This window comes from Ruegeria sp. HKCCSA071 (genome assembly GCF_017872555.1).
Classification (GTDB): domain Bacteria; phylum Pseudomonadota; class Alphaproteobacteria; order Rhodobacterales; family Rhodobacteraceae; genus Ruegeria.
Map to the genome: position 1 here is coordinate 1,136,254 of NZ_JAEDOX010000001.1, position 14,291 is coordinate 1,150,544.

15 protein-coding genes are annotated in these 14,291 nt (G+C 57.5%); 3 read left to right on the forward strand and 12 right to left on the reverse strand.

The features are described from left to right. Positions 1–117: 117 nt before the first annotated feature. Both I9188_RS05640 and I9188_RS05645 read right to left on the reverse strand, forming a co-directional pair. Positions 118–810 carry an HAD family hydrolase gene (locus tag I9188_RS05640; RefSeq protein WP_209504428.1) on the reverse strand — a complete coding sequence of 231 codons (693 nt, stop codon included), beginning with the start codon at positions 808–810 and terminating at the stop codon, positions 118–120. Positions 811–834: 24 nt separating this feature from the next. Further along, a complete protein-coding gene (locus I9188_RS05645) occupies positions 835–1,119 on the reverse strand; it encodes a DUF3572 domain-containing protein (protein ID WP_209504429.1) in 285 nt (94 codons plus the stop codon). 89 nt (positions 1,120–1,208) lie between these two features. Between I9188_RS05645 and I9188_RS05650 the strand changes: the two genes are divergently transcribed. Further along, positions 1,209–2,609: a diguanylate cyclase gene (locus I9188_RS05650; RefSeq protein ID WP_209504430.1), complete on the forward strand. Its 1,401-nt coding sequence runs from the start codon at positions 1,209–1,211 to the stop codon at positions 2,607–2,609. A 5-nt stretch (positions 2,610–2,614) separates the two neighbouring features. Here I9188_RS05650 and I9188_RS05655 read toward each other — a convergent pair whose 3' ends face one another. Genes I9188_RS05655 through I9188_RS05670 form a run of 4 tightly spaced genes read right to left on the reverse strand, consistent with a single transcriptional unit; the run spans position 2,615 to position 4,522 of the window. After that, entirely contained in the window at positions 2,615–3,088 is a 474-nt protein-coding gene (locus I9188_RS05655; protein ID WP_209504431.1) for a periplasmic heavy metal sensor, read from the reverse strand. Continuing rightward, entirely contained in the window at positions 3,085–3,438 is a 354-nt protein-coding gene (locus I9188_RS05660) for a hypothetical protein (protein WP_209504432.1), read from the reverse strand. The genes I9188_RS05655 and I9188_RS05660 overlap by 4 nt, the downstream gene beginning before the upstream one ends. After that, positions 3,428–4,045 (reverse strand): RNA polymerase sigma factor, encoded by a 618-nt coding sequence (locus tag I9188_RS05665; protein ID WP_209504433.1) that lies wholly within the window; start codon positions 4,043–4,045, stop codon positions 3,428–3,430. The genes I9188_RS05660 and I9188_RS05665 overlap by 11 nt, the downstream gene beginning before the upstream one ends. 6 nt (positions 4,046–4,051) lie before the next feature. Beyond that, a complete protein-coding gene (locus I9188_RS05670) occupies positions 4,052–4,522 on the reverse strand; it encodes an EF-hand domain-containing protein (RefSeq protein WP_209504434.1) in 471 nt (156 codons plus the stop codon). 218 nt (positions 4,523–4,740) lie between these two features. Here I9188_RS05670 and I9188_RS05675 point away from each other — a divergent pair, with 218 nt between their 5' ends. Continuing rightward, entirely contained in the window at positions 4,741–5,139 is a 399-nt protein-coding gene (locus tag I9188_RS05675; RefSeq protein ID WP_209504435.1) for a DUF983 domain-containing protein, read from the forward strand. Between the two features lie 25 nt (positions 5,140–5,164). Next, positions 5,165–5,866, forward strand: coding sequence for an NUDIX hydrolase (locus I9188_RS05680; protein WP_209504436.1), 702 nt, complete (start codon positions 5,165–5,167; stop codon positions 5,864–5,866). 10 nt (positions 5,867–5,876) lie between these two features. On the opposite strand, the gene I9188_RS05685 is transcribed toward I9188_RS05680, so the two are convergent. Genes I9188_RS05685 through nuoL form a run of 6 tightly spaced genes read right to left on the reverse strand, consistent with a single transcriptional unit; the run spans position 5,877 to position 14,288 of the window. Further along, positions 5,877–7,544 (reverse strand): ribonuclease J, encoded by a 1,668-nt coding sequence (locus I9188_RS05685; RefSeq protein ID WP_209504437.1) that lies wholly within the window; start codon positions 7,542–7,544, stop codon positions 5,877–5,879. Beyond that, entirely contained in the window at positions 7,541–8,320 is a 780-nt protein-coding gene (locus I9188_RS05690) for a type III pantothenate kinase (RefSeq protein WP_209504438.1), read from the reverse strand. Before I9188_RS05690 ends, I9188_RS05685 begins: the two co-directional genes overlap by 4 nt. An 11-nt stretch (positions 8,321–8,331) precedes the next feature. Beyond that, complete coding sequence (locus I9188_RS05695) at positions 8,332–9,081, reverse strand: biotin--[acetyl-CoA-carboxylase] ligase (protein ID WP_209504439.1); 750 nt, start codon at positions 9,079–9,081, stop codon at positions 8,332–8,334. Between the two features lie 54 nt (positions 9,082–9,135). Continuing rightward, complete coding sequence (gene nuoN / locus I9188_RS05700) at positions 9,136–10,578, reverse strand: NADH-quinone oxidoreductase subunit NuoN (protein ID WP_209504440.1); 1,443 nt, start codon at positions 10,576–10,578, stop codon at positions 9,136–9,138. A gap of 15 nt (positions 10,579–10,593) precedes the next feature. Beyond that, the gene (locus tag I9188_RS05705) at positions 10,594–12,138 is read right to left on the reverse strand and encodes an NADH-quinone oxidoreductase subunit M (protein WP_209504441.1); all 1,545 of its coding nucleotides are present in this window, start codon (positions 12,136–12,138) and stop codon (positions 10,594–10,596) included. Next, positions 12,138–14,288, reverse strand: coding sequence for an NADH-quinone oxidoreductase subunit L (gene nuoL / locus I9188_RS05710; protein ID WP_209504442.1), 2,151 nt, complete (start codon positions 14,286–14,288; stop codon positions 12,138–12,140). The genes I9188_RS05705 and nuoL overlap by 1 nt, the downstream gene beginning before the upstream one ends. Positions 14,289–14,291: the final 3 nt, after the last annotated feature.

Below are 14,291 nucleotides of genomic sequence, written 5' to 3' on the forward strand. Positions count from 1 at the left end.
GTTGCCTCCGTTCTGGCTTGGTACAAGCAAGACCCGAAGACGCGTTTCTGGCCGCTCCATCTGCGACAGAGCTTGTCGGTTTTCTATAATTGTTCGTCGATTTTCCGGATCAACGCATCATTTTTCGGCCAGCCATGCCGGAATGTGACCGATATCCGGCAGGACAACATCCGCCATCGGCGCCAGCGCTTCTGCTTCGGCCAATCCGGTCAAAACGCCAATGGTGATCATTCCGGCTGCGCGTCCCGCTTGCAGGTCATGAACACTGTCACCTACCATTGCGATGCGCGACGGCTCGACCCCGATCTGTGCGGCAAAGGCCAGCAACTGACCTGGCCCCGGTTTGAACCCATGACCACTGTCATACCCGGCGATAAAATCGAAGTGTTCGCGTATTCCCGCAGATTCCAGATGCTGCAATGCCGGATGCTCGCTGTCATTTGTCGCAACGCCCAGTTTGATCCCGGATTGCTGCAACCCTTTCAGGAACGGACCCAACGGAACGGCAGGGGATTGAGGAGCCGCCGCGGCTTCGGCGTTCATCATGTCCACAACTTCCTGCAATGTCACATCGTCAACATGCGAAATAAGCACTTCGGCGATTTCTTCGACCGTTGCGGCTATCACAATGCTATCTGTAGTATACCGCTCTTGCTCGAAGTCAAATCCGATGACGCTGCCGAGTTCCACCGCCCGGTCTACATCCCCCTTTGTCAGGCGCATCAGCAACGAGCGCCCGAACGTTCCCCAGGTTTTGGCAAAATCGAACAAAGTGCCATCCTTGTCGAAGACGATTGCTTCTATTGGCATCGCGTGCTCCTGTGGAAAAGGTGTTCAGGTCCAGTGTACATCGCCGCCGCCTGACAGAACCGCCCGCGCCTGGGCCGGGTGATCATAGGCGATTGAGTTGGCGTCACAAAACGCCATGACCCACGAATCGTCAAGCACCAGAAAATCGAGAACCGAAGTCAGAAAGTCCCGATCACCGGCCCGATTGCGAACATCCCCGATCGAAGCGCCCGTCGAGCCAAGAAATAAAGGCAAAAGCTCGTCGTTGCTGACCAACCACCCCAGGGCTGTCAGAGCAAGAGTCTCGGCTGAATCGGGCGAAAGGGGCATAAACTGCGCTCAGAGAATGGTGCTGGAAAGAGTTTGTTAACCAGACTCATAAACAATTTGTTCACGCATGCAATCAACGGTGAACGACTATGTCTGTGCAAGGCACCATCCTTGTCCTCGACGGGGTATCAACCAACCGCATAATGCTGAAGGTTCAACTGACTGCTGCCTGGTACCACGTGGTACAGGGTGGAAAACTTGAAGGGCTACAAGCCCTTGCACGTCGCGTGCAGCCAGACCTTGTTCTGACAGCCCAAACATTGCCCGACGGAACAGCCGCTGATGTCAAAAAAGCCCTCACCGAAGTATCTGGCCTTGATGACGTGCCCGTCGTCGTACTGGCAGCACAGAATGACAAAAACGCGCGCCTGCGTGCCCTGAAAGACGGGCTGGACGATGTGCTGACGCATCCTTTCAAAGATACGTTGCTGCTGGCACGCATTCGCAGCCTTTTACGCGCGCGCGCAGTTACTCAAGATTTGCAGGTCAGCACCGGATCGCAACCTATTGGATTTGGGGAACCCGCCCCTGTGATGATCAGCCCCCCGAACGCGGCCCGGGTTGATATCTTGGCCGATACTGTCCAAACCGGTGCCCTTTGGTACAAGGCCCTGCAAGGCCAGCACCGTTTCGATCTGTGCTGGCACCTTCAATCGAACTTACAAGGCGTTTTGTCCGGGCCGATACCGGACGCGATTGTCGTCGAATTGGGCTCGCACCCATCCGCGCTGAATATCCTTGCGGATCTCAGGTCACGGGGAGCAACCCGGAATACCGTCCTGATTGGCGTCTTGCAGGACAACGATGCCGTGCATGCCTCGGAAGCGCTGGACAGAGGAGCGGACGCCGTATGCCTTGGGGGGTTCTGCGCGCAAGAGATTCTGTTGCGGCTGAATAATCAGATTGCGCGCAAGGCACGGCTTGATCATCTGCGCGTATCACTGAGAAAAGGGATCGCCGAGTCCTGTATTGATCCGCTCACCGGGCTGCACAATCGTCGTTACGCCATGCGGGCATTGGATCAGATCGCGCGCCAGTCTGCCCGTACCGGGCGTGGCTTTGCCGTCATGCTGGCGGATCTGGATCACTTCAAGACCATCAATGACTGCCATGGCCATGGCGCTGGTGATTGTGTTCTGACGCAGGCCGCAAAACGCATGCAAAGCGCACTTGGATCCCAGGGTTTTGTCGCCCGTATCGGCGGTGAAGAGTTCATGTTCGCGGTGCCTGATGTGTCAGAAAAGCAAGCCAGAAAACTGGCTGAGGCCATCTGTGACAGCATTTGTCGCGTGCCGTTCCTGCTAACGGATCAAGGTTTGCAGGTTAACGTCACGATCAGCATTGGGCTGGAGATGCCGCAATCGGGTACGCCGGGAAAAGAACGCACACCCGGTCCTGTAGAAGATATCCTGAAAGCCGCCGACAAAGCCCTTTACGCGGCAAAAAAAGCGGGGCGCAATCAGGTGAGTATCAGGCAAAGCGCAGCCTGAACCTGTCAGTCCTTTTTCTTGTGCCCATGCGGCCCGCGTTTGACGATCTTTTGCAACCGGTCCGCATAAGATTGCCGCTCTGCGTCGCTCATGGCGGTGACGCGAGCCAGCCATTGTGTCTGCAAGGCTAGTTGCAGTTCTGCCGTTGCCTGCGACTGTTTCTGCAACAACACTTCAACGGCGACCGGATCGAAGGGCACTGTGCGCAGTGCCAGGCTCAGGGCTTCAAAGTCCTGTCTGCGCCCTCTTAGGTCTTTTTCGCGTAGCGCAGACAGTTCCCCTCGCATCGCTTTTCGATCATCTTTCGGCAAAGCGCGATATAGCGCCGGGCCGAATCCCGGCGGTGCTTCGGTGTGAACTCCATCCTTCAGGCGCAGCATGGTTCCGACTGCAACACCGACAACCAACAGGTTCAGAGCCAATGACAAGACCAGCAAAACCGTCATCCACCGGCGTTTCGGTTTAGGGGCAGCATTCATTCTGTGCTCTCCAGAAAACTCGTGTCATATCCAAGGTCCGCCACAAAAAGGGCCGCCTCTTGCGATGCCAGCAGATTGGCGGGATCGGGCAGGAACCCCGGCGCGGAAAAGCCGATCCAGAGCCCCGCTGCACTGGCGGCGATCAAGCCGCCCACCCCCTGCCAGCCACCTACGTTGCCCATCATTCGATGCCAGAGCGAAAATTGTGGACGCGGTTCAGGCCTTAAGCGACTCAGGCGTAGTTTTTCGGCATCAATCTGAATGCGCACGGCCAGATCGTCGGGCAGCGCCGGTCGGTTCTGCCGAGCCTGCGCAAACAAATGATCCAGTTCCAGGTTTTCATCCGTCATCGTCATACCCCAGTTCTTCACGTCGCCCGGCCAATATCGCGGTCAGACTTCGTTTGCCCCGCGCGGTCAAACTTTCAACCGCTTCTACTGAAATTCCCATGATCCCGGCAATTTCAGGGTTGGGCAACTCTTCGATGTGGCGCAGAACCACTGCCTGCCTCTGCCTTTCGGGCAGCTGCGCCAAGGCAAGCTGCAACGCATCCACGCGGGCCTCATCCTGCAGTCGGTCGGCTACGCTGGCTTTGCCATCTTCCGGCTCAGGAATATCCGACAACCTGCCGGGGGCCTTCCTGCGCCGGATGTCCACACACAGATTCAGCGTCACGCGATACAACCATGTCGACACTTTGGCCTGACCCGGCACCCAATCCGGCGCCATCTGCCACAACCGCATCATCGCCTCCTGCGTTACGTCTTCTGCCTCGGCCCGATTGCCCAACATACGCAACGCGACGGAATAACAAAGAGGCCCGAGACGATCGGTTAAAACCCGCGCAGCCTGTGCGTCACCATCAGCGAATTGGCTCAGCAACACATCGTCGCTGAGAGAGCTCGCGGTGCAACCCGCACCGCGAACATCGTGTAGGTGAGAGGTCAGGTCCTCCACCCTGCATCAGTTGTCGATTGCACCCGACTTGTGGCGCTTATTCTTATGGTGACGTCCCATCCGGTCTTTGGCATCAGCAAATTCCTGCTCCGATATTCCACCACTGTTATCTGCATCCATCCGGTCAAACATCTTGTCACCCCGACGCGGTTTCGGCAACTCGTCCTGGCTTAGGAAACCGTCGTTGTTCGCATCGTTGTTTTCGAACATTTTGGCGACCCGGTCGTTTGCCTTTTTCTGAGCGGCGGCCTGCATTTCCTCAAGGCTGAGTTGACCGTCCCCATCAGTATCCGCGGCCGAGAAGCGTTCGGTGAAACGCGCTTCCATCTCTTGCTGCGTCACCTGACCGTCGCCATTGGCATCCAATTCCTGAAAGGACACTGGCTCACGACCACCCGGGCCAGCCGCGAGAACAGACGTGCCGGTGATTGCAACACCCGACAGGACAATCGCCGTGATGAATTTTGCATTTTTCATTTCGGTTTTCCCTTGTTAACGCGGCCTGAGTGCCGCTGCTCATATCCATTCAAACGCGCGAAGTAGGGAATTCCGTCGCAGTGCCAGCAACTTTTTTGAACCAGCGTGGTATTTCACGACGAAGTTCAGCTGAGGTGCGTTGCAAAGCGACGCACCCCCCTTTAAAAATCACCTGTTCAGGCGCATTATCCGCCAAAGATTACTGCGCGAGTAATATTATGACAGATCAGACGATCGACACCACAACCCAGAGCGAGCGTGAAACCTGGCCTGCATTGGTCAAAGGGTTTCGGTGCAAGTGCCCTAATTGCGGCGAAGGCAAGCTGTTGCACAGCTACCTGAAGGTGAATGACACCTGCACGAACTGTGGACAGGAACTGTTTCATCACCGCGCTGATGATGGGCCCGCCTATCTGACGATCCTGCTGGTCGGGCACTTGTTGGCCCCGGCCCTGCACGTCTCGTATGTGAACTGGCGCCCGGACCCATGGGTGATGGCCATCGGGTTTTCCATTGCTTGCGTTGCACTGTCGCTGTTTTTGCTCCCCCGCTTGAAAGGCGCTGTGGTCGCATATCAGTGGGCGCGTCGTATGCACGGTTTTGGCAACGATTCATGAGCCTCAAGAAACGATTGTTTTGGGCATGACGACCGACAAGACCGCCATCCGCGACGCCGCAACCGTCATCGTTTTGCGGAACAGGTGGACCAACCCGTCGATCCTGATGGGTCAACGTGGGTCCAAGGCCGTGTTCATGCCCAACAAATTCGTATTCCCCGGCGGAGCGGTCGATCCGGCGGATTCGGATGTACCACTTGCGACCACATTGCCTGACCTGTGTTCCGAGCGGTTGGCGGAACAGGCGGAATCCGGAAAACAACACGCCCTTGCCGCCGCAGCAATTCGCGAGCTTTGGGAAGAGACAGGACTTGTCCTGGGCCAGACGGGACACTGGCCGGGCAGCATTCCCGACGACTGGCAGAGCTTTTCTGCCATGGGTTACGTGCCGTCGGCAGCTGCGTTGCAATTTGTTTTTCGCGCGGTCACACCGCCCGGCCGCCCCCGTCGGTTCGATGCGCGGTTCTTTCTGGTCGATGCCGATGCGCTGCAGGGCGACTTGGATGATTTCAGCCATGCCTCGGACGAGCTGTCGCATCTGCAATGGGTGGAGCTGGATAGGGCGCGCGATCTGGATCTGCCGTTTATCACCGAGGTTGTTCTGGCCGAGGTCGCGGCCCGGGTGACCTCACCCGAGCCGCCAATATCGGTTCCATTCTATCAGAACAACGAAGAAGCCAATCTGTTCCTGCGGCTCAGAGGCTATCCGATGCCCGAGCACGACTGACAGGTCAATTTCACCGCATCCGGCTGACAACTACCGTCACTTCGGGTTTTTTGCCGATTTCCGCTTTTGCCGTCTGACGCACGATCCGGCGCATTTCGTCTTCCAGCTTGTCGTCATCCCGTAGGGTCTTGGCCGCAGCCCGCATCAGGAACTGGTTCAGGTCTTCTTCCAATACTTCGACCAATCCGGCGCGGGACGTTCCGACCTCGGGCAGGCCCATCGTGTCGCACCACGGTTCGCCCAGCGGCTCGTCTTCTTCATCCAGAACAACCGTCACAGTTACGTGGCCGTTCAGCGCCATGCGAATACGGTCCCGTACCACGCCATCCAACGCACCGATTTTCACCGACCCGTCCAGATAGGTACGCCCGGTTTCTACATAGTCGACCACCACAGGAGCATTGCCGCCGAGGTCCAGCATGGTGCCGTTCACGGCCAGCACGCCAGTTCTGCCACCCTGCTCAGCCAGTTTGACATGCTCGCGCAGGTGACGGTGCTCTCCATGCATTGGGATCACAATTTGTGGATCGATCAGCGCGTGAACCTTCTCAAGATCAGGCCGGTTCGCATGGCCAGAGACGTGATAGAGGCCCGAGCTGTCATCCACCACATCCACGCCCTTTTCACTGAGCTGGTTCATGATGAAAATCACGCCACGTTCGTTTCCGGGAATGGTTTTCGACGAAAACAGGAACAGATCGCCTTCGGACAGTTCCAGACCTCGGTACTTGCCACGGGCCAGTTGCGCACTTGCCGCACGGCGTTCGCCCTGGCTGCCGGTCACGATCAGCATCAGGTTCTGGCGCGGCAGGTCCAACGCCTCTTCCGCGCTGATCACCTTGGGGAAGTCCGACAGGATACCGGTTTCTGTTGCAGCTTCGATCATCCGCCGCATTGCTCGCCCCAGCAACACAACCGAACGCCCCGCGCGCGCGCCCGCCTCGGCCAATGTTTTGACCCGTGCCACGTTCGACGCGAAGGTAGTTGCCACAACCATACCCTCGGCGCTTTCGACCAGTTTGGTAATCTCTGGCCCGACCTCGGATTCCGAACGGCCCGGATGCGCCGAGAAAACATTCGTGCTGTCGCAAACCAACGCCTTGACGCCCGGCTTGGAAATCTCGGCCCACAGGTCGGGATCAAAGGGTTCCCCCACGACCGGGTTTACATCCAGCTTGAAATCACCCGAGTGCACCACGCGCCCTGCGGGCGTGTCGATGACCAACGCAGCACTTTCCGGGATCGAGTGTGAAACTGGAAGGAAACCCACCGTAAACGGTCCGACTGAGACCTTTTCGGGCCATGCGGACACGGTTGTCACAACATCGGTCGGGTGCGCATATTCTTCCATCTTGCGACGCGCGATATTGGCCGTGAAAGCCCGGGCATAAACCGGGGCTCCCAGTGCCTCATAGCAATGAGCCACGGCGCCGACATGGTCTTCATGCGCATGGGTGATGAAAACGCCATCCAGCCGGTCGGCCCGTTCTTTCAACCATGAAATATCCGCGTAGATCAGGTCGACGCCCGGTGTTGTGTCCATATCGGGAAAGGTGACGCCCAGGTCCACCAGGATCAGGCGTTCCTGCCCGGGCTGACCATATCCGTACACATAGGCATTCATGCCAATTTCGCCCGCGCCACCCAGCGGCAGGTAGATCAATCTTTCACTGCTCATATCGAGCCATTTTCCTTGTTGTAGCGATGAATCACGGTCAAGCCGTGCATCGTCAAATCATCCTCGATTACGTCGAACCCCACGTCGGCCTGATCGAACAAGGGGGCCAACCCTCCGGTTCCCACGACTTTCATCGGCATTCCATATTCGGCCTTGATCCGCGCGATCAGCCCTTCGATCAGGCCGGAATATCCCCAATACACGCCCGACTGGATACAACCAACCGTATTTGTACCGATCACCTTCTCGGGACGCGTGATGTCGATATGCGGCAGTGCGGCTGCGCCCTGATGCAAAGCCTCAAGGCTGAGGTTAACACCCGGAGCGATGACGCCCCCCACATAGGCACCGTCCGCGGCGACAACGTCGAAATTTGTTGCGGTACCAAAGTCCACCACGACGACATTGCCGCCATGACGGTCAAATGCGCCGACCGCGTTGGCCAGTCGATCCGGGCCCGGCACAGTTCCTTGATCCACGCGCGGCGGCACGGGCAACAGGCAATCCGGCCTTCCCACCACCAACGGCCTGCACCCAAAAAAGCGATCTGCAAAAATGCGCAGGTTGAACACGACGCGCGGCACGGTCGAGGCAATGATGACATCCGAGATATTCGCCTCGATCCCGTAATGTTTCACCAGGGTCGAATACCAGGTGAAATAGGCGTCCGCCGTGCGTGCGTGATGGGTCGAGGTGCGCAGGGTGCACAGAAATTCCTGACCATCCCAGATCGAGAACACTGTGTTGGTATTGCCGCAATCAATGGCCAGAAGCATCTGTGCCCCTTTCAGAAATAGACATCCGCCGCAGGAATGCTCACGCGACCTTTGGCGGTGTTTAAGACAAGGTTACCGGCTGCGTCCACCGTTTCGAAGGTCCCAACCGTCTCAGACGTGCCGGTACGCGCCGTGATAACCTCGCCCAGCCGGGCAGCTCGGGACAGCCACGCAGTGCGAATGGGTTCGAACCCGTAGGTAACAAACTGAGCTTCATATTTGGCATAGGCCGAGGCAAGCTCGGTCAGAAAATCCTCGGGCGTGACGTTTACACCGGTTTCCGACAAAAGCGAGACGGGTCGAACCGCGCCCGGTTCTACCGCGTCGGCGTCCGGGGCGTTGGCCAGATTCACGCCAATACCGATGGACAGATACGCCACACCGCGCCCCTGCCCGGCGCTTTCCAGCAAAATACCAGCAAGCTTGCCACCGTTCAGTAGTACGTCATTGGGCCATTTCAACGACAATCCCGCGGCACGCCCCGTCACAGAGACGCAAGCGTCAAACAGGGCCAATGCCGCAACAAAACTGCGCAGTGCCGCCTGTTCTGGCGCACCTTCCGGGCGCATCAATAGGGTCGCTGCAAGGTTGCCCATGGGGTTGGCCCATGACCGTCCGCGTCGCCCACGCGCAGCCGTCTGATGATGCGCCATAATCCAGACAGGACCACGGGCATTGGGGGCAATCCGCGCCGCTTCGTTGAGCGTGCTATCGACTTCCTGCACCTCGTGCAGGCCATAGCCTTGTGGCCACTTGGTCATATCAAAAAGGCCCGGTCACGCGACCGAGCCCCTCTTTCAGATTGTTCATAACGTTCAGTTGACAAGAGTCGCTGCCGCGGCCGCGGCCGCTCCCTCGATCCCGAACTGATAGAAGACCCCGATCAGCATCAGCGCCGCGGACCCCATCAGGGCGAGCCACAGAACGGGTGTCGACCGCGTTTCGATCGGGTCCTCGTTCTCGGCCCCGAAATACATGTAGAACACGATCCGCAGGTAATAGAAGGCGCCAATTACCGATGCGATGGCCGATACCACAACAAGGCCGGTCAAATCGGCACTTACACCAGCCCGCCAAACACCAAACTTTGCAAAGAAACCCAGCATCGGTGGCACACCGGCAAGCGAGAACATCAGGATCAGAACAGCAAGGGCCTTGCCCGGATCACGTTTGGAAAACTGCCGCAGCGCATCAATGTCAGTGACGGGTTTGCCGTCGCGTTCCATCATCAGAATAAACGCAAACGTGCCGATGTTCATGGTCACATAAATCGCCAGATACATCAGCATCGCCTGAATACCCAACTCGGTGCCAGCCGCCAAACCGATCAGCGCGTAGCCCATATGGGCAATCGACGAGAACGCCATCAGTCGCTTGATGTCGCGCTGACCAATTGCGGCAACCGCCCCCAGCAGCATCGACAGCACGGACAGCAAAACAATCACTTGCTGCCAGTCTTTGACCACGCCTCCGAAAGCGTCATGCAGAAGACGTGCAAACAAGGCCATTGCCGCGACTTTCGGAGCGGTGGCAAAGAAAGCCGTAATTGGCGTCGGCGACCCTTCATAGACATCTGGCGTCCACATATGGAACGGAACCGCCGACACCTTGAATGCCAGACCCGAGATCAGGAAAATCAGGCCAAACAACAGACCAACCGAGACGTCCCCATGATGGACCGTCTGAATAATGCCCGAGAACAGTGTCGTGCCGGTGAACCCATAGACCAGCGACGCACCATACAGCAGCAGACCTGAACTGAGAGCACCCAGAACAAAGTATTTCAGCCCTGCTTCGGTTGATTTTGCGCTGTCACGACGCAGCGCGGCAACAACATAAAGAGCAAGGGATTGCAGCTCGAGCCCCATGTAAAGAGACATCAGATCGCCTGCGCTGACCATCATCATCATCCCTACGGCGGCAAGAGCCACCAGCAACGGATATTCAAAGCGCAGCAAACCCCGGCGTGCCATGTATTCCTGGCTCATCACCATTACGGCACCTGCCGACAAAAGGATGGCAACTTTGGCAAAACGCGCGAACCCGTCATCTACGAACATGCCGTTGAAGGCCACGTTGGTACCACTGCCTTGGGTTGCGATCCAGATCGCCAGGACCGCCATCAAGCCCGCTGTGGTCCAGACCAGAACCGAAGCCAGCCCGTCTCTCGAGGTGTAGACAGCCCCCAACAGAGCCACCATCGCATAGATCGCCAGAACGATTTCCGGCAGGATAATTGTCAGATCAGCCTGGATCATGTCTCCAAAGCTCCCTTAATGCGAAGCGGCAGTCTGGGTCGCAGCCTCAGCCGCGGCCAGAGCCGTGTCATAGTTCGAAATGAGTGCCGTCGTCGATTGGCCGATCACATCGGTCACCAGCGACGGGTAAACGCCCAGAAGGATCGTCATCACGATCAGCGGGGCAAAAATCAGCCGCTCGCGCGAGCTCATGTCGGTCATCGCCTTCAGGCTTTCCTTAATCAGGTCTCCAAAGACAACGCGGCGGTATAGCCACAACGCGTAGGCTGCCGAGAAGATCACACCGGTCGCCGCAACAGCGGTCACCCAGGTGTTGACCTGGAATGTGCCCATGAGTGTCAGGAACTCACCAATAAACCCGCTGGTGCCCGGCAGGCCGACATTGGCCATGGTGAACAGCATGAAGACCAGAGCGTAGGCGGGCATCCGGGTGACCAGACCGCCATAAGCCTCGATATCGCGGGTGTGCATCCGGTCATAGATCACACCGACACACAGGAAGAGCGCGGCAGAGATGAACCCGTGGCTCAGCATCTGGAAAATCGCGCCGTCAATGCCTTGCTGGTTCGCAGCAAAGATGCCCATCGTGACAAAGCCCATATGCGCCACCGAGGAATACGCGATCAGCTTTTTCATGTCTTCCTGCACCAGTGCCACCAGCGAGGTGTAGACAACCGCTATGGCTGACATCCAAAGCACAAGATCAGTCATCACCGCCGAGCCAACCGGGAACATCGGCAGGCTGAACCGCAGGAAGCCGTAGCCGCCCATCTTCAACAGGATCGCCGCCAGCACAACCGAGCCCGCCGTCGGCGCCTGAACGTGCGCATCGGGCAACCAGGTGTGCACCGGCCACATCGGCATTTTCACCGCAAAAGACGCGAAGAAGGCCAGGAACATCAACGTCTGCATACCGCCGGTGACATAGATGCCCAACACGCTGAAACTCTCGGATGCGAACTGATGGGCCATTAGAGCTTCGATATCCGTGGTGCCCGCGTCAGCATACATTGCGACCATGGCCACCAGCATCAGCACCGAACCAAGGAAGGTGTAAAGGAAGAACTTGAAGCTGGCATAGATACGTTCCTTGCCGCCCCAGATACCGATGATCAGGAACATCGGGATCAGACCTGCCTCGAAGAACAGGTAGAACAGCACAAGATCCAGCGCCATGAACACGCCCAGCATCAGCGTTTCCAGCAGCAAGAAAGCAATCATGTATTCCTTGACGCGGTCTGTCACATTCCAACTGGCCAGAATGGTCAGCGGCATGATGAAAGTGGTCAGCAACACGAACAGAACGCTAATGCCATCCACGCCCATCTTGTATTTCAGACCCATCAGCCATTCACCCTCTTCCACCATCTGGAAGCCGGTGTTCGAAGGATCAAAGCCTGTGTAGATGCCAATTGACACCAGAAACGTCACAGTTGTCGCCAGCAATGCAATCCACTTGGCGTTGCGCTGAGCCGCGACGTCGCTGCCGTGCAGGAACAGCGCCAGAATGCTTGCTGCGATGGCGGGGATAAAGGTGACAATAGATAGGATATTGTCCATTAGTGTGCGCCTCCGCCGATCGACATCCAGGTGACAAGGGCCGCAATGCCCAAAACCATCCAGAAGGCGTAAGTAAAGATGTACCCGGTCTGCGCCTTGCCTGCGAGGCGGGTGAAGAAGGGAACAACGCCCATTGCAACCCCGTTCAGGAAGCCGTCAATCGTGTTGCCGTCACCGCGTTTCCACAGGAACCGGCCAAGAGCGATAGTGGGTTTGACAAAGATCGCGTCGTAGATTTCGTCGAAATACCATTTGTTCAGCAAGAACAGGTACAGCGGACGCTGGTTCGCGGCCAGACGTGCCGGCAGCGATGTGTTCACGATGTAGAACCAATAGGCCACGACAAAGCCAAGCAACATGGCGACGAAGGGTGAAACCTTGACCCATTTCGGGGCCGCATGCGCATCCTCCAGAATGTGGTTGTCCGGCGCCATATAAAGCGCACCTTCACCCGGCTCGCCCGCAAAGACATAGTGATGATCGCCACCCTTGACATCCTTCTCACCATGACCTTCATCAGCATGGCTGTCAGCCGCATGGCTTTCATCGGCATGGCTGTCTTCGCTGTGCGACGCATCCGCCGCCGCGTGATCACCGGCCTCGGCATGCTCTGAAGCTTCTGCAACCGGAATACCGTAGAATTTGCCAACCTTGTCCGCATGGCCAAAGAAGTTTCCGTACCAGATCATGCCCGCGAATACCGCACCCAGCGACAGAACTCCCAGCGGCACCAACATCACCTTCGGGCTTTCATGTGCGTGATCATGCGTGTGCTTGTCGCCGCGCGGCTCGCCATAGAAGGTCAGGAAGATCAGACGCCAGCTGTAGAACGAGGTGAACGCGGCAGCGACGACCAGCAACCAGAAGCCATAGCTTGATCCGCCCGCATAGGCACTCTCGATAATTGCGTCTTTTGACAGGAAACCGGCAAAACCAAAGGTGGTCAGCGGGATGCCAACACCGGTAATCGCCAAAGTGCCGATCATCATCGCCCAGAAGGTATAGGGGATCTTTTTGCGCAGACCGCCATATTCGGTCATCTCCTGTTCGTGATGCATCGCGTGGATCACGGAACCGGCCCCAAGGAACAACAGGGCCTTGAAGAAGGCATGCGTGAACAGGTGGAACATCGCCGCCGAATACATGCCGACGCCCGCCGCCACAAACATGTAGCCCAGCTGCGAACAGGTCGAATACGCGATGACACGTTTGATATCGGTCTGAACCAGACCAACAGTAGCAGCGAAGAACGCAGTCGAGGCCCCAAGAACGGTTATGAACCCTGTCGCGCCCGGTGCGAACTCCATCAGCGGGGACATGCGGCAGACCAAAAAGACACCTGCGGTCACCATGGTCGCAGCGTGGATCAGCGCTGACACAGGCGTCGGGCCTTCCATCGCATCCGGCAACCATGTGTGCAGGATCAACTGCGCCGACTTACCCATAGCGCCGATGAACAGCAACACGCAGATCACTTCGATCGCGGTCCACTCCCCCCACAGGAAATGCAGCTTTTCTTCGGCCAAAGCAGGGGCAGAGGCAAAGATATCCGAGAAGTTGATACTGTCGGTCAGGAAGAACAGCGCGAAGATGCCCAGAGCAAACCCAAAGTCACCAACCCGGTTGACCACGAAAGCCTTGATTGCCGCCGCATTGGCCGAAGGCTTGCGATAATAGAACCCGATCAGCAGGTATGAGGCGACACCCACGCCTTCCCAGCCAAAGAACATCTGCACCAGATTGTCCGCCGTCACCAGCATCAGCATGGCGAAGGTGAAGAAGGACAGATAGGCAAAGAAGCGCGGCTTATAGCTTTCGCCTTCGCGCCATTGCGGGTCGTGATCCATGTAGCCGAAGGAATACAGGTGCACGAGCGCCGAGACGGTCGTCACCACGATCAGCATGATTGCCGTCAGTCGGTCCAGACGGACGGCCCAGCTTGTCGAAAGCGAGCCGCTCTCGATCCAGCGCATGATCTCGATCTGCTGTGTGTGGCCGTCGAAGGCAAAAAACACGATCCAGGACAGCAGACAGGCCAGAAACAGCAGGCCCGTGGCGGTCCACATGGCAGCCTTCTCGCCAATGAACTTCCAGCCGAACCCGCAAATCAGCGCGCCCACCAGCGGGGCAAAGAGGATGGTGGTTTCCATGTT

Bases quoted from the DNA above. Each gene is read 5' to 3' on its own strand.
- I9188_RS05650 (WP_209504430.1), top strand. From the start codon at position 1,209: ATGTCTGTGCAAGGCACCATCCTTGTCCTCGACGGGGTATCAACCAAC.
- I9188_RS05645 (WP_209504429.1), bottom strand. From the start codon at position 1,119: ATGCCCCTTTCGCCCGATTCAGCCGAGACTCTTGCTCTGACAGCCCTG.
- I9188_RS05680 (WP_209504436.1), top strand. From the start codon at position 5,165: ATGACGACCGACAAGACCGCCATCCGCGACGCCGCAACCGTCATCGTT.
- I9188_RS05655 (WP_209504431.1), bottom strand. From the start codon at position 3,088: ATGAATGCTGCCCCTAAACCGAAACGCCGGTGGATGACGGTTTTGCTG.
- nuoL (WP_209504442.1), bottom strand. From the start codon at position 14,288: ATGGAAACCACCATCCTCTTTGCCCCGCTGGTGGGCGCGCTGATTTGC.
- I9188_RS05640 (WP_209504428.1), bottom strand. From the start codon at position 810: ATGCCAATAGAAGCAATCGTCTTCGACAAGGATGGCACTTTGTTCGAT.
- I9188_RS05670 (WP_209504434.1), bottom strand. From the start codon at position 4,522: ATGAAAAATGCAAAATTCATCACGGCGATTGTCCTGTCGGGTGTTGCA.
- I9188_RS05660 (WP_209504432.1), bottom strand. From the start codon at position 3,438: ATGACGGATGAAAACCTGGAACTGGATCATTTGTTTGCGCAGGCTCGG.
- I9188_RS05695 (WP_209504439.1), bottom strand. From the start codon at position 9,081: ATGACCAAGTGGCCACAAGGCTATGGCCTGCACGAGGTGCAGGAAGTC.
- I9188_RS05675 (WP_209504435.1), top strand. From the start codon at position 4,741: ATGACAGATCAGACGATCGACACCACAACCCAGAGCGAGCGTGAAACC.
- I9188_RS05705 (WP_209504441.1), bottom strand. From the start codon at position 12,138: ATGGACAATATCCTATCTATTGTCACCTTTATCCCCGCCATCGCAGCA.
- nuoN (WP_209504440.1), bottom strand. From the start codon at position 10,578: ATGATCCAGGCTGATCTGACAATTATCCTGCCGGAAATCGTTCTGGCG.
- I9188_RS05690 (WP_209504438.1), bottom strand. From the start codon at position 8,320: ATGCTTCTGGCCATTGATTGCGGCAATACCAACACAGTGTTCTCGATC.
- I9188_RS05685 (WP_209504437.1), bottom strand. From the start codon at position 7,544: ATGAGCAGTGAAAGATTGATCTACCTGCCGCTGGGTGGCGCGGGCGAA.